Origin of the sequence: Segatella copri (assembly GCF_009494835.1) — a bacterium.
In the GTDB taxonomy this organism is placed as follows: domain Bacteria; phylum Bacteroidota; class Bacteroidia; order Bacteroidales; family Bacteroidaceae; genus Prevotella; species Prevotella copri_F.
This window is the reverse complement of sequence record NZ_VZBE01000071.1, coordinates 153,890-175,320: the sequence shown is the minus strand read 5'-3', so window position 1 is coordinate 175,320 and position 21,431 is coordinate 153,890. Positions and strand designations below refer to the sequence as shown.

Sequence of the window (21,431 nt, the reverse complement as noted above, 5' to 3'; positions counted from 1 at the left end):
GAGATGCTTCCTGTATGTTAGTTTACCACAAGATTACTCTGGGTTTACTTCATCAAATTTCTTGCCCCAAACGGTACTTACATACTTAACGAATGGGTAAGGCATACCACCGATTTTGCTGATAGCGTTAGCGATGGCAGTCTCAACACGCTGACCTTCTGCAGATGCGTTGTCCTTGAAGAACTGATGGAAGCTATACTTAGCATTAGAGCTTGTACCATTAGTGCCACCATACCACAAGTTCTCGATAGAACGGATGTTGTTCTGGAAGTCGGTGATAGAGTTGTAGCTATATGGAGACTCTACGTAGCTGATATCACCGTTCTGGAATGGGTTGGCAATCTTGGCTGTACCTACCTCGTTAGAGATACCCCAAGCTGAACCTTCCTCCATAGAGAGAAGCTGCTGAACGGCTGCCTTCAAAGAAGGGAACTTACTAACAGAAGTTTTACCTGCATTCTTCATGTTGGCAGCGTATGACTGCCCCTTTTCTGTCAGGTACTCAAGATCTGCTGCCTTTACTGCTGCGAGGCGAGATTTGTTAGGATTCTCAGACCATGCAACCTCCAACTCATATACGTGGTTAACCAAGTCCTCGATAACAGCCTCTGCATACTTCAGCTCCTCAGAACCCTTTACATCTGTAAAGCCATTGTATGTATCGTTACCCTTGAACTCAGCAACCTTACGTGGCTGTCCATCACGGAAGAGGATAAACTCAAGTGCGTGGAAACCAAGGATAGAAGCATCCTCAAGCGCAGCATCACTAAACTTACCTGTAGCAAAGTAGCTGTGGAGGAGTGTACGGTTCAATGGCCATGAGTCGATGTGTGGGTCAATATCGAAGTCTGATGCTGCACCACCGAGGAAAGCCTCGCTCTTCTCCCACAATGCACGTGCTTCCTTGAAAGCATCGCAGGCATTGTTGATGTTCTCCTGAGTCAGGTTGTTGGTATCTACACTCTTAGGAAGAGCAGTGTGCAACTTCTCTACAGCGTCAGCCAGTGACTTGTATGTTGGCTGGATGGTATTGTCTACTGCATTAGCACATACATTCTTCAGGTATGTTTCCTGATCTGCACTCAAATTTGCGTTGTTTACTTTGCTGTAAGCTGCACGGAGGGCATTGCAAAGTTCATCGCAGGCATCCATAGCATCCTGGCCATATGCCTTGTTTGTAAAGTCGCTGTTCTCTACTGGATCATCATCGCTGCTGCATGATGTGAAACCTAATGGCAACATAAAGGCTGCCATGAGCATTACTGCACTTTTAAAAACCTTTTTCATTTTTAATATAAGTATTTTGTTATTGATATGTTTGTTTCAATCACTTTATATTAAGTTCTTCTGTAAGAATCTTTAGAGGAACCATCCTTCGTAAGCCACACCGATGTTGATGGCTGGCTCATTGTTGTACTGGCTCTTCAGGAAGCGATGTGAATATTCTGCCTTTACTACAATCTGTTTTACTGGATAGTAGTTGATACCAACTGCCATACGCTTTACATTGGTGTAATCGTATGATGTATTCTTGGTCTTGGAAGCGTATGGATTATAGTGCTCATAACGGCCAAAGAGATACAGCTTCTGGTTATCCTGACGGAGTTTCTCTATTTGTGAGAATACATTGTAGCCGGCCTCGATTCCGTATGCAAAGGCATTCTTGCTGACGAATGCTGAGTGATGGAATGGAGAGAGACCATTCAGACGGTTGGTGAAGTACTTCAGCTGTTTTGCATCACTCAGGTAGCCGTAGTCTGCCTGGCCGCGTACAATCCAGTTATAATCATTGTATGTGAAGTCGATGGCTCCGATAGCTACCACACCTTTGTACTTAGATTCAGCTCCATCCTTGTTGTTTGGATAAGAGTTGCCTATGGCATGACCATAGTATCCACTCAAGCCGATGCGCAAGCCCTTGATGCAATAGTTGTCGATACGGAGTGCTGTACCATATTTGGTTGCAATCTCTCCCTCGGTAGGAGTACCTGGACCCTTCTTGATCCAACCTGTATTGGTAAAGTTGTCTGAGTTCAATCCTGCCAGGAATTGCAATTCATATCTCCAGCCCTTTGTCTTACCCCAGAAACTGACACCTGTCTGATGCCAGGTGCTTGGAAGAACTGTATTCTCTCCTTCAGGACGATAAACAGTGAAGAAATTCAATGGCTCATGGTAAGCGTTGTTCAAACCTACAGGCACTACAATGTGACCAGCCTTGATGTTAGCCCAACGACCGAATGACTTCTGAATCCAGAACTGTTCGAGTTCGACCTCACCGCCTTTCTCAACTTCCTGTTCCCATTCGCCACCTTCTTCGTCTTCTTTCTCATAGGCCATTCCTACGCCACCATGCTCAAACTCAATCTCGGTACCCATAGTCCAACCCTTTCCGAAGTCGTAACCCAGGTAAATTACTGCATGAGGAATATCGAAACGACCATGGCTAGGGTCATTCTTGTGCTCGTCAGCCAAACTGTAACGGCTTACGTGGTCGCTGTAGAAGTTGCGGCTCATGGCAACCTCGCCATAACCACCCACGCTGAGGCGCTTGCCATTCACGTGCTGCATCACGCTGTCAGCAGCCACAGTTTGTGCACTTGCCGTTGCCAAGCCGGCAACGAGGGCAGCGGACATCAATCCAATTCTTAAACTGTTCATCTTTATTATTTTAGAATTATTATTTTCGTATTATCCTTACATTATATAAAGAAAAGAGCGCGGATGTCTGCTTGCGGTCTCGACACTTTAGAGGCCTAGTATCTCCTTAAAGCCATGAGGCATGATAAGGAATTACGCAGCTCTGCCGTTCGGGAGTGGCAATCATCACCGCGCTCTTTCTCGATTTCGGGTGCAAAGGTACGGAGTTTTAAAATATCTTGCAATACCTAAAAATCGGTAAACTGCGGCATCCCCATTTCTAGGTATTGCGAGTTTCAAAACTTTTTTGTATATTTGCAGCCGAAATAGAAACATTATGAATGTTCTTGATACAAGGATGTTTTCATTTAAGGATAAAAGAAGATGAAAAATCAGAAGATGTATGAGGCTGATGACAAGATGATCAGCATCATTAGAGACAATTATAACATTTTACAGAGCCTCGGCAGCTTCGGTATCAACCTGGGCTTTGGTGATAAAACTGTGTGCGAAGTTTGCGAAGAACAGAAGGTGGATACCTATACTTTCCTGTCCGTGGTTAACTTGACGATTAATGGTTACAAGGAGTATGACAATGCCGACCGCCTGTCGCTGCCAACCCTCTTGCATTATCTCAAGGCATCGCATGCTTATTACATAGATTTCCAGTTGCCGTTTATCCGTAAGGAACTGGTTGAAGCGCTGGATGAAAAGGATAATCTGGCACGCCTTATCCTCAAGCTTTATGATGACTATGCCCATAGCATCACCAATCACATGAAGTATGAGGAAAAGATGGTATTCCCTTATGTTCAGGCACTTATAGATGGTAATGCCAGTGCGAACTTCGATATAGAGACCTTCTCGAAGCATCATGCTCAGGTGGACATAAAGTTGAAGGAGTTGAAGAGTATCATCATCAAGTATCTGCCTTCGGATGGACTGCATAACAACCAGCTCAGTGCCACTCTTTATGATATATATAATAATGAGGAATGGCTCACCCATCACTCTGAGGTAGAGGAAGAAATCTTTATTCCTGCTGTAAGAAATGCAGAGCGTAAACTGAAGCAGAACGATGTGAGTGCCAAGATTTCGAGCATGATTAATCAGACTCCGATGAGTGACGAACAGTTGAGCGACCGTGAGAAAGATGTGATTGTTGCTTTGGTTCAGGGAATGACCAACAAGGAGATTGCTGAACACCTGTTTATCTCTATCAATACGGTCATTACGCATCGCAGAAACATCGCCCGAAAGCTTCAGATTCACTCTCCTGCAGGTCTTACAATTTATGCCATCGTGAACAATCTGGTTGATATTTCTACTGTAAAGCTGTAGTTTATCTGTGGAATATCAGTTTAAATAATGTTATTTTTCCTAAAATGATAGCGCCTTCCTCTCACATGAGGGGAAGGCGCTATCATTATATTTAGGTATGTGATGATTCAGCATCACTATTTATGGTGAAGGCTAGATCATATTGATGTCAACAAAACCATGCATCACAGCATAAATGGTGAGTGAAGACACACTTTTTAATCCCAGTTTTTCCTGTATATTCTTGCGATGGGTAATCACAGTAGTCAGTCCGATACAGAGTTGGTCGGCTATCTCTTTGTTGATTTTCCCTTGTGCTACCAGAGATAATACCTCTATTTCTCTATCAGACAGTATCTTTTCCTGAGTGACAGGGGGCATGGCAGGGATATGTTCGCCATGAGGATGACCGGAATGCTGCAGGTTGAGAAGCTCTTTTATCAGGTATCCTTCTGGTATATTGACGCAGAGACAATGAAATTCTGCAAGTTGCGAATTGGGATCGTTGCTGGGTGTCAGAACGATGACGTGGCGGTTCCTGTTGCCCTGTGTGAAGAAGTAACGGTGTTCCAATATAATGTGCATAGATACAAAGCTATGAACAAAGTGGTCTGGATTGTTTGCCTCGTACTGACGGAACGAACCGAAGGTCGAGATTTTCATCATGGGCATCACCGACTCAAGCAGTTGTCTGAGTCCCATTGCGGCGAGTGTATTGCTCTCTACTATTGCCATTTCCGGCATCTGTTTGCCAGCCATGGCTTTCATCATTTCTTCATTCATCTCTGTTTATTTTATTTCTGCTAGTGAAAGTTGGGTTATACTTATATCTTGTTTTTACAAGAATGGAGTGAGTACCTTTGCCGCAAACCATCCTTTGAATCTTTGCCAGCCCGTACGCCACTCTCTCCAGTTCTTCTCATTGAGTAAGAAACTGTCTTTCTTTTCTCCATCAAAAAGCTGTACCAGTTGTTGGGTAGTGCAAGAATCCACAATCACTGCATTCTCTTCATAGTCCCAGCGCAGGCTTCGGGCATTGAGATTGGCACTGCCCACGGTACAGAACTTGCCGTCTACCATGATAATCTTGGTATGGTGGAAGCCCCGTGTGTACATCCAAACATTGCATCCTGCCTTCATCAGTTTGTGGGCATTATAGAAACCGCAGTCAGGAGTCAGCGGAATGTCGCTCTTGGTAGAGAGCATGATTTCTACCTTTACTCCTCTTTTCACAGCATTCTTCAATGCCTTTTTGAGTTTATGACTCAAGGTGAAGTAGGGGCTGATAATCTTGATGCTGTCCTGTGCATCATTGATGGCATTCACATAGAAATATCGGATGATATCCTTTGTTACATGAGGCTCGCGGTTGATGATGCCTACCATCTTTTTGTAGGCAGTAGCTGTTGTGTCTGGCTTGAGATTCTCTACCAGATAATCCTTCTTCTTGTATCTCCAGAACTCAGTGCCGTGCACATTCTGTCCGCTCACCTTATTCCACATTTTGAGGAATATCTTCTGCAGGGTATTCACCTCGCTTCCGTCGATGCGGCAGTGCATATCGTGCCATTCTCCTACAACCTTCGTACCTTTTATATAATAGTCGGCAACGTTCATACCGCCCGTATAGGCTATCTGCCCGTCGATGACAACGATTTTACGGTGATCACGGTTGAAGATTGCATGTACCCATGGGAACTTAAGGGGCTTATATTCATAAATCTCTATGCCGTTGGCACGGATTTTCTTGAGATGTCTCTTTCGCAGAGGCTTGTTGTTGGAAGAATTTCCGAAACCGTCATACAAGGCTCTCACCTTTACACCCTCTTTTACTTTTTGTGCAAGCAGGTCGAAGAGGAGGGAGGCGATACTGTCGTTGCGGAAGTTGAAATATTCCAGATGAACACTATGTTTAGCCTGTCGGATTGCCTGGAACATATCATCAAACTTTTCCTGACCGTTCATCAGTAGGGTTACTGAATTATCGTGAGAAAAGCTGACACCTTTCCCACGAAGCTGATTAACGATCAATGAATCGCTAGTCTGTGCGCTGCACAGCGAACAAGACAGCCATAATGTCGCTATTAATAAAAAATATCTCATCTTATCTATAACCGTGTTATCTATAAATCCGTGTAATCTGTGTAATCCGTGCCTAAAAAATTATACCATGCAGGCATAGTGGTCTACGATACCTTTCAGATGATTATCCTTGTCTACAACCAGTACCGTATGTACCTTATACTTGTGCATGATGCGCTGAATCTCCGAAATCTTCGTCTTCGGAGTCACCATTTTCGGAGTGGTGGTCATGATGTCGCTTACAGTCTTGTTGAAGAATTCTGCCTGCCATTTCTCCATGGCGCGTCGGATATCACCATCGGTAATCAGACCGATGACGCGGTTGTCTTCATCCAATGAGATACCCAATCCCAGTTTGCCCTTGCTTACGTGGATGATAGCCTCGCCCAGGTGCATATCCTTAGGAATGATAGGCATATCATCGCTGCGCATCACATCTTCTGCTGTGGTCAGCAGTCGTTTGCCTAATTCTCCGCCTGGATGGAACTGGGCAAAGTCACGAGGCTTGAAGTGGCGTACCTGCATCAGGGCGATAGCCAGTGCATCACCCATAGCCAATGCTGCAGTAGTACTGCTGGTAGGGGCGAGGTTCAGCGGACAAGCCTCCTTCTTTACCTTTACGGTGATATGATGATTGGAGTATTTTGCCAGCAGGGAATCTGGATTTCCGGTGATGGAAATGATAGGAATATTCATGTGGAGTACCATCGGGATGAAACGAAGCAGTTCATCGGTCTGACCGCTGTTACTCAGTGCCAGAACCACATCCTTGTCGGTCATCACACCTAAGTCGCCGTGATAGACATCCAGTGGATTGATGTAGAAGGCTGGTGTGCCTGTAGAGGCAAGTGTAGCGGCAATCTTGGCACCTACGTGTCCACTCTTGCCCACACCTGTAACGATAATCTTGCCTTGGCAATGATACATCATGTCTACAGCTTTCTCAAAGTTGTCGTCCAGATAAGGTATCTGGTCGAGGATGGCCTGCGCCTCGTCTCTAAGAGCCTGTTCGCCATAACCGCGAACAATCTTATCATCTATATTGTTATTTTTATCGGTCATTTCTAAATCATTTGAATTGGCTTTCCCTTCGGACGCCGAACGTTGTTTCTTCGTTCTTCACTTACAGGAGTTCTTCTATAAGTGATTCCAACTTGTTTAATTCCAGCATATTGGCTGCATCGCTCTTGCCCTGGTCTGGGTCTGGATGTACTTCAAAGAAGTAGCCGGTAGCTCCGAAAGCTTTAGCCGCCTTTGCCATTGCTGGAACGAATTTGCGGTCGCCTACGGTCTTGCCGTCACCTGCACTCGGGCGCTGAACGCTATGGGTACAATCCATGATGACATTTGGCACAATCTCCTTCATGTCAGGGATGTTTCTGAAATCTACCACGAGATTATTGTAGCCGAAGCAGTTGCCGCGTTCTGTGAGCCAAACTTCCTTGGCACCGCTGTCCAATGCTTTTTCTACAGGATATTTCATATCTCTACCGCTCAGGAACTGTGCCTTCTTGATGTTGACGATTTTGCCTGTCTTGGCCGCAGAAACCAGAAGGTCGGTCTGACGGCAGAGGAAGGCTGGAATCTGGAGGATATCACATACTTCACCTGCTGCTGAAGCCTGATAACTCTCATGAATATCTGTTGTAACCTGAAGGTTGTATTTTTCTCTGATATCTCCCAGCATCTGGAGTCCTTTCTCCAGTCCTGGACCACGGAAAGAGTGGATGCTGGTGCGGTTGGCTTTGTCGAATGAAGCCTTGAATATGATTTGGGTTCCTAACTTTTCGTTGATGCGGACGAGTTCCTGAGCTACTGTTTCCAATAGTTCCATCGACTCGATGACGCAAGGACCTGCTATGAATGTTGCCATATTTTTTTATAGTTTATAGTTGATAGTTTATAGTTAATAGGGGGCTAACCTGCTATTAACTGTAAACTGTAACCTGTTAATTATTAACTTGTTTGATTGTAATTTCACGCTGTGGGAACGGAATCTCGATGTTGTGATCGTTGAGCGTATCGTAGATGCACTCCATGATGGTGGCATCATCGATGGCTTGGGTAAGCACGTTCACCCATACTACGATTCTGAGTGTGATGCAGCTGTCATCGAAACTCTTCAGTAACACCTTCACGCCTTTGTCCTGATAGATACAGTCCAGTTTCATGAGGGCATCAATCAGAATCTGTTTCACTTCCTTCACATTGCTGCCATAAGCAATACCTACCTCCAGAATATCCAGCTCATAACCATGATTCTTGGTCATGTTCTTGTAGTTCTTCGAGAAGAGCTGCGAGTTCTGGAAGGCTATGACCGAACCGTCGGTAGCCTCCAGCATCGTAGAGGTATAACTGATACTGCTCACCTTACCACGGGTGCCGTCACAGATGATATAATCACCCACCTTCACACGGCCCATCATCAGAGAGATGCCGTAGTAGATGTTTTCGAGAATATCCTTTGATGCAAAACCCAGACCAGTTGATAAGCCGGCAAAGATAGCAAGCAGCCATGATTTTCCTACCTGGAACACGTTCAGGGCTATCATCAGCCAGATACCCCAGATAATCACCTGCATCACGTTCTTGAACATCACAATCTTTGAAGCAGCCGACGCCGGGTCTGCCTTCTCGAAGTGATGACGCATGAAATCTACAGAAGTAATGTTGATGTAGTTGAACAGGAAGTACAGGCAAGCTACCACTGAAATGCTGAAAAGCGATGCTGTGAAGTTGCTGGTCTTGATGTAATCCTTGTTGAATATCTCCCAAGTCGTATCACTCATGTTGAATACATCTGCAGCCCAATAGATAGAGATGATGAACGAGAGCACGCCTGAAATAGGGAGCAATACCTTATAGATAAAGCGATACAGCCATTTGTCGGTAATCGCCTTGTCTGCCAACTTCTTACGCTTGGCATATACGCTGAGCCATCCCTCGCAACAGGTGATGGTAAGCACGCAGGTAAGCTGCATGGTCCACCAGATGATAAGCTGGACGGCAAGCAGTGTGAAACCTGTCCAGGCAAAAATGGTACTTACTCCGAATACGGCAAGCGATATGAATGCGTATGTCTTGTCGGTGCGCAATACCTGGTTGTGCTTTCTGCCAATGACATTCCACTGCCAGAGAGCGCAGAGCAGAAGGACTGGTGGAAAGATGAGGTTTACCAGGTCGTTTGGTATCAGGATGATACGGAACACGATAACGATGAAACCTACCAGCATCAATGGCGAATAGATACGGAAGGTATTCTTGATCTTATCGTTGTCTACACGTAGCAGGATAGATACCAGGATGACGCCAACCAGCCAGGAATATTCTACCAGCAGCTGGCTTGCCATAATCACGAAGTTCTGGGTAACCGCCATTCTTACGATACCCAGGATGAATGCGAAGGTTACTACCGTCATCGCCATGATAAGGCATGGTCGTTTTGCCATAAAACTTTCCTTTCTGTTCTCGAACATACCATGCTTCATGAGTTGGGTAATCACGATGCGGATGGTAAAGAGATTGAGGAAGATGGAGATGAGACCCCAGAAGATGATGATACCGAAGAGGATGAAGATGATACGTACATCCCATTGTGACATCATGCCCGGTACGGGCTTGTATTTCTCGGTTACAGACGTCTTTGCCTCCTTATAGTTCATGCTGAAGTTACGAAGTATGCGCAGATAGTTGTCGCCTCCATTATTGAAGATGCTGTTCTGGATATCTTCGTATCTTCGGTTGGCATAGTCGTTGAGTGCCTGTAACTTACGGTCGGTTCGGTCGTAAGCCTGCACATAGGCTTGCAACTGTTTCTGTTTCTCTACCAGCTGGCGGCGGATATTGACAGCCAGAGTCAGGTCAACGTTTCGGTTCACCTGTGCTTCTTCGCTGAGAAACATGGTGTTCATGCCGTAGAGATAGTTGATGAGCGAATCGAAACGCGCCACCTCAACATTGTTCTTCTTGATCATCTGGCGGAAAGGAACAGCCTTCGACTTAAACTTCTTAAACTGCTCTGTAGCCTCATGACAGGCATACGTCATGTCGAAAATATACCCATTGCGCTGCGAATAGAGCATGATGGAGTTCTGGTCAGCCTGTTTCACAATACTGATGAGTTCCTGAATCACAGCCAACTGTTGAGCCTTGGCAGCTTGGTTCTGTTTCTCCAAGTCTATGTGATAGTTGGTCAATTCTGTGCGCAGCATATAGAGCGTTGTGTCCAGGTTGGCTTCCTTGAGCACAGCGTTGCTTGGCAGCACGAATGCCATCATCAGCACAATTATGATGTATAGTCTCTTCTTCATATTTAGTAAATTTGACTGCAAAGTTATTAATAATTCGTGAAAAAGCAAAGAGAAAATCGCCTTTTTTGATATATTAGCACCTTTACGTTCGATTTTTAGGGTTATCTTTTGCATTTTTCATATAAATTGATTACATTTGCAACGTCAAAGGATACGTTAATTAATCAGATAAGAATATGAAGATACTCATAGCAGATAGTGGCAGTACCAAGACCGATTGGGCTCTGGTTGATGAACAGGGTAACGTGATGGTTACCTGTAAGACGCAGGGCATCAGTCCGATTCATCAGAGTGATGCCGAGATATTGGATGTGTTGTGTAAGGAACTTGTTCTGTCAGAGCAGCCTCAGGAGGTTTTCTTTTATGGCAGTGGAGTAACCGAGGCGATGAAGTCTCGCATGAAATCACTCTTGCAGCAGTCTTTTCCCGAAGCCAAGGTTGAGGCAGAAGGTGATATGCTGGGAGCAGCCCGTGCCCTGTTTGGCAAGAAACCGGGTATCGCCTGTATTTTGGGTACCGGTGCCAACAGTTGTCTTTACGATGGAGAGAAGATTGTGATGAACACTCCTCCGTTGGGATATATCCTGGGCGATGAGGGTAGTGGGGCAGTAATCGGCAAACTTTTCCTCAATGGTATCTTCAAGGGCACTTTGCCTGTATCACTAAAGAATAAATATCTTGCCTGGTCGGGATTGGATTATCCTACTATTATTAATAAGGTGTACAGACAGCCGCTTGCCAATCGCTTTCTGGCTTCCATCTGTCCTTTTATCTCAGAACAGATAGCAGAAGGTGAGAAACATGAGAACGGGACTGACGAACTGAACGAAGCGATGGCTCTCTATCGCATGATACTGGAGAGTTTCAATCAGTTCTACGCAAAGAATCTCACACCTTATATTAAATATGTCAAGGCGAGCACCGAGGATATAAGCCAGTTGGAGCCAGGCATGAAGGCATGGCATTCATCCTTGGAAGAAGAAATCCCGATGCTTGGTTTTGTTGGAAGCATAGCCCATTACTTTGAATCACCTTTGAGAAATGTGATGGAGGATGAGTTTCATCTCAAGATTTCGCAGATTTTGAAAGCCCCGATGCCGGGATTGATAAAATATCATATTAATTAAGCAATTTTTGCACCGAAATGTATTTTATGCTACATTTTGGTGCTTTTTCGTTAAAAAATGTAGGTTGCGCAACATTTTATACGTAATTGATTAACCAAAACATACCCCATTGTGTCTGTTTTTTATCTATCTTTGCCCCCGAAAAGTAAATGTAAACAACGATAAATCGAGGCAATCCTCATAACCGAGGCTTATACCTTATTTATATAAAGGCAATATTCGACCTATGTTACATAGGTCCTATATTACACCTAGAAGCAACAATTATTAATTTAAACCTAAAGTAATTATGAGAAAAACATCTCAGAAATTCTCGCAGAGCCACATGCTCTGCAAAGTTGCTCTGGTAGCCATCATGTTGGTGTTCCAGGCAATGTTAGGAATCGGAGCGGGTGTCCTCAATGCTCAGACGGTTAAGGGTACTGTCATCTCTGGCAGTGACAATGAACCATTGATTGGTGCAAGTGTCATGGTGCAGGGTACAAAGACGGGTGCCGTTACAGACCTGGATGGTAACTTTACCATTGAAGCAAAGAATGGACAAACACTCGAAGTTTCGTATCTGGGCTTTATCACCCAAAAGATTAAAGTTACAGGTTCGACAATCAACGTAACCTTAAATGAAGACAAGCAGTCACTTGATGAAGTTGTCGTAGTAGGTTACGGTGTTCAGAAGAAAAAGCTGGTGACGGGTGCTACCATTCAGTTGAAGGGTGACGACATCGCCAAGCTTAACACCACCAACCCTCTTTCTGCCATGCAGGGACAGACACCTGGTGTTAACATCGTTTCTACTTCTGGTCAGCCAGGTGCAGCCATGAGTGTTACCATTCGTGGTTTGGGTACCGTAGGAAACTCTCAGCCTCTTTACTTGATTGATGGTGTGGGTGGTGATATCACAACCTTGAACCCAGCCGACATCGAGAGTATCGATGTATTGAAGGATGCTGCTTCTGCTGCTATCTATGGTGCGCAGGCTGCCAATGGTGTAGTCCTCGTTACAACCAAGAGCGGTAAGGAAGGTTCTTCCAAGATTACATACGATGGATATGTAGGTTGGCAGACTCTGGGGCGCAAGTTTGAAATGCTCAATTCCAACCAGTATATGCAGATTATGGATGAGGCTTTGCTGAATTCAAATAATATGTCGCCTATCGACTGGACTTCTCTCAGTGCTATCCGGGATGCAAATGGTAATGTTTATAATACAGACTGGATTGACCAGGCTGTAGACAATGGTGCCTTGACCACTAGCCATAGTCTGGCTTTTACCGGTGGTAGTAAGACTTCTACTTATTCTATTTCTGGTGGTTATACCGGACAGGACGGTCTTATTGGCGGTTCTGACGTTTCTTATTATAAAAGGTATAACCTTCGTGTCAATTCTGAACATAAGATGTGGAATGGATTGGTAACTATTGGTGAGCACGTAGGTTTTGTTTATAAGGATAGCCGTGGCATGGGTACCGGCAATATCTATAACAACAACCTCCGCAGTGCATTCTCAACTTCTCCTCTGGTTCCTGTTTATGACGCAGACGGTAACTATTATTCTACCGTTGATTCTGACTGGAACAAGAATGATGGTAACCCTTATGGTACTATGATGATGAATCGCTACAACCAGAGTAAGAGTACTTCGGTTGATGCGAATGTTTATGTACAGATTGAACCTATCAAGAACCTGAAGTTCAAGACCGTATTCGGTTTGAACTATGGTGGCTCTAACTATCGTTCATTTACTCCTATTTATAAGTTTACTCCGCAGAGTGGTAATGGTATCACCAAGGTGAACCAGAGCAATGGCAATGGTACTTCTCTGGTTTGGACCAATACCCTGACCTACGATTTCAATATCAAGGAGCACCATATCAGTGCTTTGTTGGGTAGTGAGACTACTAAGTATGATGGTGAATCAACAGGTAGTTATGGTGTGAACCTGACTGCAGGCTTTGATGACTGGGAGCATGCCTATGTAGAGAATACTGAGAAGGGACATGCTGACCGTAAGGTTAGTGGTGGTCCTTACGATGCTACCCGTGGTCAGTCTTTCTTTGCCCGTTTGGGTTGGTCTTGGAAAGATCGCTACATGGTGAATGCTACCATGCGTGCCGATGGTTCTTCTAAGTTTGCCAAGGGACATCGTTGGGGTTATTTCCCATCTGTTTCTGCCGGTTGGACTTTGACTGAGGAAGATTTCATGAAGTCAGCTGCTTCCTGGTTGGATTTCTTGAAACTCCGTCTCTCTTGGGGGCAGGTTGGTAATGCTAATATCAACTGCTATCAGTATCTGGCTCCTGTTACAACATCCAATACCAACTACAACTTTGGTGCTACTGGTGGTACCGATGCTTGGGTGATGGGTGCTTATACAGAGCGTTTGGCTAATGAGAAGGTGAAGTGGGAGACTTCAGAGCAGTATAACGTTGGTTTGGATGCCCGTTTCCTCCGTCAGCGTCTTTCCTTGACTCTTGATGGCTATATCAAGAGCACTAAGGATTGGTTGGTTCAGGCTCCTATCCGGGCTACTGCCGGTACTGGTGGTCCGGTTATCAATGGTGGTGATGTAAAGAACAAGGGTATCGAAGTAGGACTTTCATGGAATGACAACATCGGAAGAGACTTTACTTACAGTGTAGGTGCCAACTTTGCCTACAACCATAATGAAGTAGGTAATATCCCGACCCTTGATGGTATCATCCATGGTAAAGATAATCAGATTTATCAGAATGCCGAGGAGTTCTATCGTGCAGAGAATGGTCACGCCATCGGTTACTTCTGGGGTTACAAGACAGCTGGACTCTTCCAGAACCAGAAGGAAATCAACGATTGGATAGCTGCAGGTAACGGTATTTATCAGGCAGATGTAAAGCCTGGTGATGTAAAGTATGTTGATGTGAATCATGATGGCGTTATCAATGCCAGCGATAAGGTTGACTTGGGTAATGGTCTTCCTAAGTATACTTTCGGTTTCAATTTCAGCCTGGCATGGAAGGGCTTTGACCTGAGTGCTAACTTCACAGGTGCAGCCGGTTTCCAGATTGCACAGTCTTACCGTGATCCTAGCTCATCTCAGGCTAACTACAGTCGCAGAATCTTGAAGCGCTGGACAGGTGAGGGTACAAGCAATGAGATTCCTCGTGTTACCTACGGAGATGTTGGTAACTGGTTGTTCTCAGACCTCTATTTGCAGGATGGTGACTACATCCGCTTGCAGAACCTTACCATGGGCTACGATTTCAAGAAGCTCATCTCTTGGAAGGGACTCTCTAAGATGCGCCTCTATTTCCAGGTGCAGAATCTCTTTACTTTGACCAAGTATGATGGTATGGATCCGGAAATCGGTTCATTCAACGGTACTGATGGTAACAGCAGCGATTCTTGGGTATCAGGAGTTGATATGGGTTACTATCCACATCCTCGTACTTTCATCGTTGGTTTAAATCTTGCATTCTAACTCTTAAACAGAAAGTAATATGAATAAGAAACATATATTGATGAGTGCCCTGATTCTCTCTTCCATGGCTTTGACGTCATGCGATGACTTCCTGGACACTTCATCTAAGACAAAGATGAATTCCGAGACTGCTTACAGCACACCGGCTGCAGCAGACATGGATCTTGTAGGCTGCTACGATGGATGGCAGCGTACATTGAGCGATGAAGGTGTCGGCATGTACCTGACGGCTGAGTTTGCCTCCGAGCAGGCTTTCGCAGGCTTGGGTCTTTCTGATGCCAAGAACTATAATGCCATCGACCAGTTTGATTTGACAGTTGCTCCATCATATACAGATCTCTATAATACGGATTGGAAGAATTATTATCAGGCTATCTACCGTTGCAATCAGCTGATTCAGGCTGATGCTACCATCAAGTGGAATGGTGATACCAAGGCAGAAGGCCGTATCATGGGCGAGGCTCGTGCCCTTCGTGGCATCCTCTATTTCGATTTGGTCCGTTTGTTTGGTGATGTGCCTTTGTTGCTCGAACCTTCTGAGGCAAACATACCGCGTACTCCGGTGAAGGAAGTATATCAGGCTATCTTCGATGACTTGAAGTATGCCGCAGCCAATATTCCTGCCGATGCTTATCCTTTGAAGGACCGTGATTCCAATGATGGCCGCATCACCAAGTATGCTGCTGAGGCTTTGCTGGCTCGCGCATACCTTTATTATACGGGTTATTACGGCGAGGAGCATCCTGCATGTTCCAAGGCTGAGGCTACTGCTGCCATCAATGATGTGGTAGAAAACGGTGGCTATGAGTTGGAGAAGAACTATGCCGATTTCTGGATGCCTTCCTGTACCAAGGATGCTTCTTCAACGGGTAACTATGCCTGGGAAACAACCTATGCCGGCAAGTGGTATGACGGAAAGACCTGGAAGGCAGGACAGGGTAGTCTCTCTAAGGAGATTGTCTTGAACCTGAAGCTGAACTCTACCCACGATTACAATGGCAATGGTGATGGTAATACCTTCTCGGTATATTTGGGTCCTCGCAACCGTTGTGCTACTGATATATGCATCGCCAGTGGTTGGGGAGCTTGCCCGGTTACTCCTTATTTCGTAGAGCAGTTTAGAAACGATCCTCGTTTCAATGCCTGTGTCTGGAGCTGCAAGGATGCCGGTTTTACAGCAGATGAGTCTGACTCTTATGAGTATACGGGTTATTATACCCGCAAGTATGCTCCAATGTGTTTTGCCGATGGTACTCGACAGGAAGTGGGCTTCCAGTTGGGTGAGCAGCATCAGAACATCACTTACTATCAGGATTATACCATCATGCGTTATGCTGATGTGCTCTTGATGCACTCTGAGCTGAATGGCACTGCCGATGGTCTGAACAAGGTACGTGCCCGTGTGGGTCTTGAACCAGAAGACTACAGTATTGAGAATATTCGCAAGGAGCGCGCCATCGAGTTGGCTTTCGAAGGTGTTCACTTCTGGGATTTGATGCGTTACGGCAAGGATGGTTCTTATGCAGCACAGGAAATTGCCAAGGCTCAGAATGGTGCCAAGGTAAAGAATGGTGGAGTGGAGGCAGCTACCAAGTTTGCTGTTGACAACTTTACCAGCAAGAAGGGTCTGATGCAGATTCCTAATACTCAGATTACGCTTTCCGGTAATGTTCTTACTCAGAATGCCGGATGGTAAAGTTGGGTAGGTAATATAATAAACATTTAATAATAAGAAGATATGAAAATACATAATCTTATATATACGCTTCTTGTTGCCATGGCAGTCTTCTTGTTGGCATCTTGCTCACCAGAAGATTTCGGATTTGGCAAGAATACATACTCTCCAGAAGATTTGGTGGAGGGTAAGGCTTATACGGTTACCATAGATGGTAACATCGTGAAGCTGGAATCCAAGATTCCTGATGCCACTCCGCTTTGGATAACTCCTGTGGGACGTAAGTCCCAGCAGGCTTTGGATGTAGAATTGCCTTTTGCCGGCGATTATGAGGTAACCTTTGGTGTGGAAACTCCTGGTGGTATCGTTTATGGCGAGCCTTATAAGTTGAGTCTTTCAAAGAACGACTTCTCTCTCTTGAACGATGACAAGTGGTTCCTCCTGGCAGATAAGAATTACAAGACGGGCGAGGCTTTCCCATCTGCCGAGACGCTCGCTGCAGGTGTCAGCAAGAAATGGTATCCTTGCGATGGCAATTACAACATCGGTCGCTGTACGGGTCCTGTAATGTATTGCTCTCCTTACGATCCTGATGGTGACGGTAAGGGATATACTGCTGATGAAGAGGCAAATGCTGTTTATAAGGATATCCTCTTCGGTTCTGATAATTGGAAACCAAACTGGGATCCTGGCTTCCAGAGCTGGCTGATTCCAGAAACTGATCCTTACATGGATTCTTACATGACATTCAGCATGGATGCTAAGAATGGTTGTGTGGCTACCATGTATCGTGGTGAGTCGGGTGAGAAGGGTGCCAGCACAGGTAGCAACATGGTGGGCAAGTTCAATCTGGGATTGGGCGACAAGACCAAGCCTACCATCACTTTCAACGACTGCTATGCGATGCATAATATAGGTTTTGATGCAGTTTGCTCCAACTATACTCAGGACATTCAGATTGTTGAGTTGACTCCATACCTCCTTCAGTTGGTGACAAAACGTACCAATTCAGAGGGCAACTGGTATCTTGTATGGAACTTCGTTTCAGAGGATGTGATTGCTACCAAGGGTGCTTGCATTCCTAAGGCAGACCAGAATCTGATTGAGACAGTGAAGCCAATTCTTCCAACTTTCGAGAATATCCATACCGACTTGTTCACTGCTGATATCAATGGTGACAAGTATGTTGGTAGCAAGATGACTTTCAATTTGGATTCTGAGACTCCTTATGATTTCTTGTGGTGGAATGGTTCTCCTAATGTGAAGGCGTGGGAGAGCGTAATCGGAGGTAAGTACAATACTACATGGGCTCCTGCTCTTGGCGACAAGGCAATCGATAACTTCGAGTTGACTATCAGTAAGGCTTCTGATGGCTCTTACAATTATGAATGTGGTGAGGTAGATGGTAAGGTGAAAATCACCGAGAATACCATGACCTTCGATAAGGAAATCTCTGTATTTGCTGTGGCAGGCGATAAGCGCACCATCGAATTGAAGGGCAAGAAGTTCTATATCCTTGGCAACTCTACCGATGATCAGTATCTTACTATCGGTATTCCTGAGACAAAGGATGAGAATGGATTGGTTAACTCTTATCTCGTAGCTAAGTTGGCTTACAAGAAGATTGCTACCGGTCCTGTTGGTCCTACCAAGGTAGCTATCGACAATTCCATCATCCATAACGAGGGTATCATTTGGGTTGAGAATGGTTGCCTCCGCATCGGCTTCCATCATTATGGTGAAACAGGCGTGGGACTTTTCAAGGATGTGAAGTCTGTGAAGCTGAAGAAGAACCAGACCATCACCGTTACCTTTAAGATTAAGGGTGGCGTGACATGGAGCAAGACTCCTAAGTGTGCCTTGATTGATAACAATATCAAGCAGACATGGGAACCAGGTGCATACGATCTTCCTGATGCTGTTGTAGTAGATACCAATGGCGGTGAGACTACGGTTTCACTTACCAATACCACCGGTTCTACACAGACCTTCACGGCAACATGTCTCGACCTGTCAATTCAGTTGGATGGTTTTGGAGACTACGGTGGCTCAACCGACAACATCGACATTGAGATAGTTTCCTGCACAATTCAATAACTTTAATAGCGCAAACTTATGAAGAATAAAATATTATACGGAATTATAGCCTTCGTCATGGGTATCTTCATGACAGGCTGTAGCGATGATGATTATTCTATCAGCAATACTCCGCTGCTCACCGATGAGTCGGTGACCACAGGTTCTGCTGATGTGACCGTGACATCCGCTACATTCCATGGCACGGTAAAGGGACTCGAAGAGCAGAATGCCAGTGCCTATGCATTAGGCTTCTACTATGGTAAGAGCGAAGATAACTTGAGTGAGAAGGTAGCTGCTTCAGGAAGCAATGAGTTCCAAGCTACGGTTTCCGGTATGCCAGGTGATGTGGTTTACTATCAGGCTTATGTTACCTTGCAGGGTAGGGTAACCTACAAGGGTTCTGTGCAGAGTGCCATCATGACCGATGCCAAGGCTATTACCGGCGAACCGAAGGATTTGACAGCCAACTCTGTTATCCTGACCGGTAAGTTAGAAAAGGCTCCTCAGGAGGCTACCAGCGGTATCGTTATCTCTGGTGCCGAGGGTTCTGAGAAGGTGCGTGCCGGTGTTCGCATCGTGGCTGCAGGCATCAACGACAATTACGAAATCAAGGCAGAGGGTCTGTTGCCTAATACAACTTACCACTATACTGCCTATCTCGACCTCGGAAATGGTACTGTATATGGTGAAGACCGTACCTTCACTACTGCTCCAGCTGATTTCAATCCTGATACTGACCTCGTTGACCTGGGCCTTTCTACCAAGTGGGCCAAGTATAATGTAGGTGCTACTGATGAGAAGCAGCTGGGTGGTCTCTTCGGATTTGGTGATATGACCGGTTTCCAGACATCTATCAATCTGGAAGATTATGCTTCAGCTGATATCTATAAGACCGATCGCGATGTTGCCAACAAGGTATATGGTTCATGGGTTACCATGCCAACCATCGATGAGTTTGAGGAACTCTTCACAGAGTGTAAGAAAGAATGGGTAGAGGATACCGAGAATCATGTAGCTGGTTACAAGTTTACCGGTCCTAATGGTAACTCTATCTTCTTGCCTGCAGCCGGTACCCGTACTCAGGGCAATGTTTCCGGCGAGGGTTTGAACGGTTACTATCTCTCTGGTTCAATCAATGCCACCGACAACCGTTTTGCCATGGCATACAACTTCGACCAGAACTCTTCACGCCGTACTACCACTCCTGTTTATCAGGCATTGGCTATCCGCCCTGTGTCTGTGGCTAAGAACGTGAAGTTTGTTAAGGAGAAGTTGTATAATACTTGGGAGTTTGACTTGAAACCAGATGAGTCTCATTACAAGTTTGTTGGTCCTGTATTCTTCTATGGCAAGGATGCAAGTTGGGCTTCTTATACCAATAACCAGCCTGTTGTAGGTGAAACTACCGGTTGGGATGCAGAGTATGCAAATATTAAGTCATGGGCTATCACTGATCCTAGCCATTGTAATGGTACAATGACATTCTATCAGGATAAAGATGGCAATGATAAGGTAAAGGTTCATCAGGTTCAGGCTGATGGTTCTTATAAGGATTCCGAAGGTACATTTACCGTTGATGAGAAGAATAAGACAATCACAATGACCATTGACCCTCTGAATGCTGTAGAGTATATCGGTGGTATCACCCGTACTGATGAAACCAAGATCAAGGTGATGTCTCTTTCTGACGAGGCACTTCAGTTGGGTGTAATCCGTTCTAGTGATGGTCAGTTGATGATTTATAACTATGTAACCTCTGATGTCAAGAATGGCTATGTTGCCAAGTTGACTGCTTGGGGTGATGGTGGCAACTGGGATGGCGCAACAACAGTCGTTTCTGGTGGTTCAAAGGCTGTTGGTCAATATACTGTTAAACTTGAAACAACAGAAGCCCGCACCAATGGTAAGGTTTACGTCCTCGATTTGGAAGGCTTTGCTGCAAAATATCCTAAGGCATTGGTTCGCATTGATGCTATCAAGGCTGATGGACAGGATTTGAAGTTTGATGCCAACAAGTTCCATTATGGTGATATCGAAGATAACGGCAACTATCGTATAGAGTTGTTCAATATCTGGGGTTCTGGTACTGCTCAGAATTCCCCATTCCGAGCTAGTGGAGGCCCTGGTGATGCTGGTGAACCTGCTCTTGCCTTCAACAAAACCTTGGAGGTAACATTCACTGTAGTTTCTACAACAAGTGATGGTACTGGCGTCTACACTCCTACATTCAATGCCGTTCGTGGCTGGGGTGAAGGTGAGGCTCAGTTGTGGGGATATAACGATGGTTCTACTTTGAAAGTTGTTAAGAGTGACAAGGGTCAATACTCTCTCGAGAACAATCAGTTCGATATGACTTATGAAGGTTCTGGCTTTGAAGGTGGTACTATCATGACCTTTATCGAGTTTGCTGACCTTTATGGTTTCTTCCCAGGCACACACAGTACTTTGGATGAGTTCTATCTTGACGGTCAGGCTGTTTCTTACGATAAGTCTAAGGTGGTTGACGCCAATGAGAATCCTAAGTATCGTTTGGAATTGTTTAATTGCTATGGTGCTACAAAGGATAATTGTGCATTTGGTGTCAAGGATGGTGATTTGATGCGAGAGCTGGGCTTTAATAAGTCTATGCGCGCTAAGTTTACAGTTCACAGTCTTTTCGCTGTCCCACAATGGTAATGGTTGATAAATAATAATACAGAGAATCCGATAGTTTTCAGAACATATCGGGTTCTCTCTAAAAT

Annotated in this window: 13 protein-coding genes; 6 read left to right on the top strand and 7 right to left on the bottom strand. The window is 45.1% G+C overall.

What is annotated here, in order from left to right:
* Nucleotides 1-33 precede the first annotated feature (33 nt).
* Nucleotides 34-1,287, bottom strand: a complete 1,254-nt coding sequence (locus tag F7D47_RS10590) for an imelysin family protein (protein ID WP_153084477.1) — start codon at nt 1,285-1,287, stop codon at nt 34-36.
* A gap of 72 nt (nt 1,288-1,359) precedes the next feature.
* Nucleotides 1,360-2,661 carry a hypothetical protein gene (locus F7D47_RS10585; protein WP_153085021.1) on the bottom strand — a complete coding sequence of 434 codons (1,302 nt, stop codon included), beginning with the start codon at nt 2,659-2,661 and terminating at the stop codon, nt 1,360-1,362.
* Between the two features lie 363 nt (nt 2,662-3,024).
* On the opposite strand from F7D47_RS10585, the gene F7D47_RS10580 reads away from it, so the two are divergent.
* Entirely contained in the window at nt 3,025-3,981 is a 957-nt protein-coding gene (locus F7D47_RS10580; RefSeq protein ID WP_153083377.1) for a LuxR C-terminal-related transcriptional regulator, read from the top strand.
* A gap of 132 nt (nt 3,982-4,113) precedes the next feature.
* On the opposite strand, the gene F7D47_RS10575 is transcribed toward F7D47_RS10580, so the two are convergent.
* The 5 genes from F7D47_RS10575 to F7D47_RS10555 form a co-directional block, all read right to left on the bottom strand.
* A complete protein-coding gene (locus tag F7D47_RS10575; RefSeq protein WP_153083376.1) occupies nt 4,114-4,743 on the bottom strand; it encodes a response regulator transcription factor in 630 nt (209 codons plus the stop codon).
* Nucleotides 4,744-4,797: 54 nt separating this feature from the next.
* On the bottom strand, nt 4,798-6,063 hold the full coding sequence (gene cls / locus F7D47_RS10570) for a cardiolipin synthase (RefSeq protein WP_153085020.1): 1,266 nt from the start codon (nt 6,061-6,063) through the stop codon (nt 4,798-4,800).
* 60 nt (nt 6,064-6,123) lie between these two features.
* Nucleotides 6,124-7,104, bottom strand: coding sequence for a KpsF/GutQ family sugar-phosphate isomerase (locus F7D47_RS10565; protein ID WP_153085019.1), 981 nt, complete (start codon nt 7,102-7,104; stop codon nt 6,124-6,126).
* Nucleotides 7,105-7,165: 61 nt separating this feature from the next.
* A complete protein-coding gene (kdsA, locus tag F7D47_RS10560; RefSeq protein ID WP_153085018.1) occupies nt 7,166-7,915 on the bottom strand; it encodes a 3-deoxy-8-phosphooctulonate synthase in 750 nt (249 codons plus the stop codon).
* Nucleotides 7,916-7,991: 76 nt separating this feature from the next.
* Nucleotides 7,992-10,352: a mechanosensitive ion channel family protein gene (locus F7D47_RS10555; protein WP_153085017.1), complete on the bottom strand. Its 2,361-nt coding sequence runs from the start codon at nt 10,350-10,352 to the stop codon at nt 7,992-7,994.
* Nucleotides 10,353-10,528: 176 nt separating this feature from the next.
* On the opposite strand from F7D47_RS10555, the gene F7D47_RS10550 reads away from it, so the two are divergent.
* The 5 genes from F7D47_RS10550 to F7D47_RS10530 all read left to right on the top strand — a co-directional run bounded on the left by F7D47_RS10550 (nt 10,529) and on the right by F7D47_RS10530 (nt 21,366).
* Nucleotides 10,529-11,479 carry an ATPase gene (locus F7D47_RS10550; protein ID WP_118065655.1) on the top strand — a complete coding sequence of 317 codons (951 nt, stop codon included), beginning with the start codon at nt 10,529-10,531 and terminating at the stop codon, nt 11,477-11,479.
* Nucleotides 11,480-11,768: 289 nt separating this feature from the next.
* Nucleotides 11,769-14,936, top strand: coding sequence for a SusC/RagA family TonB-linked outer membrane protein (locus tag F7D47_RS10545; RefSeq protein ID WP_153085015.1), 3,168 nt, complete (start codon nt 11,769-11,771; stop codon nt 14,934-14,936).
* 19 nt (nt 14,937-14,955) lie between these two features.
* Nucleotides 14,956-16,632, top strand: coding sequence for a RagB/SusD family nutrient uptake outer membrane protein (locus F7D47_RS10540; RefSeq protein WP_153083370.1), 1,677 nt, complete (start codon nt 14,956-14,958; stop codon nt 16,630-16,632).
* A gap of 42 nt (nt 16,633-16,674) precedes the next feature.
* Entirely contained in the window at nt 16,675-18,708 is a 2,034-nt protein-coding gene (locus F7D47_RS10535; RefSeq protein ID WP_153085014.1) for a hypothetical protein, read from the top strand.
* A gap of 18 nt (nt 18,709-18,726) precedes the next feature.
* Nucleotides 18,727-21,366 (top strand): hypothetical protein, encoded by a 2,640-nt coding sequence (locus F7D47_RS10530; protein WP_153085013.1) that lies wholly within the window; start codon nt 18,727-18,729, stop codon nt 21,364-21,366.
* The last annotated feature ends 65 nt before the right edge of the window (nt 21,367-21,431 follow it).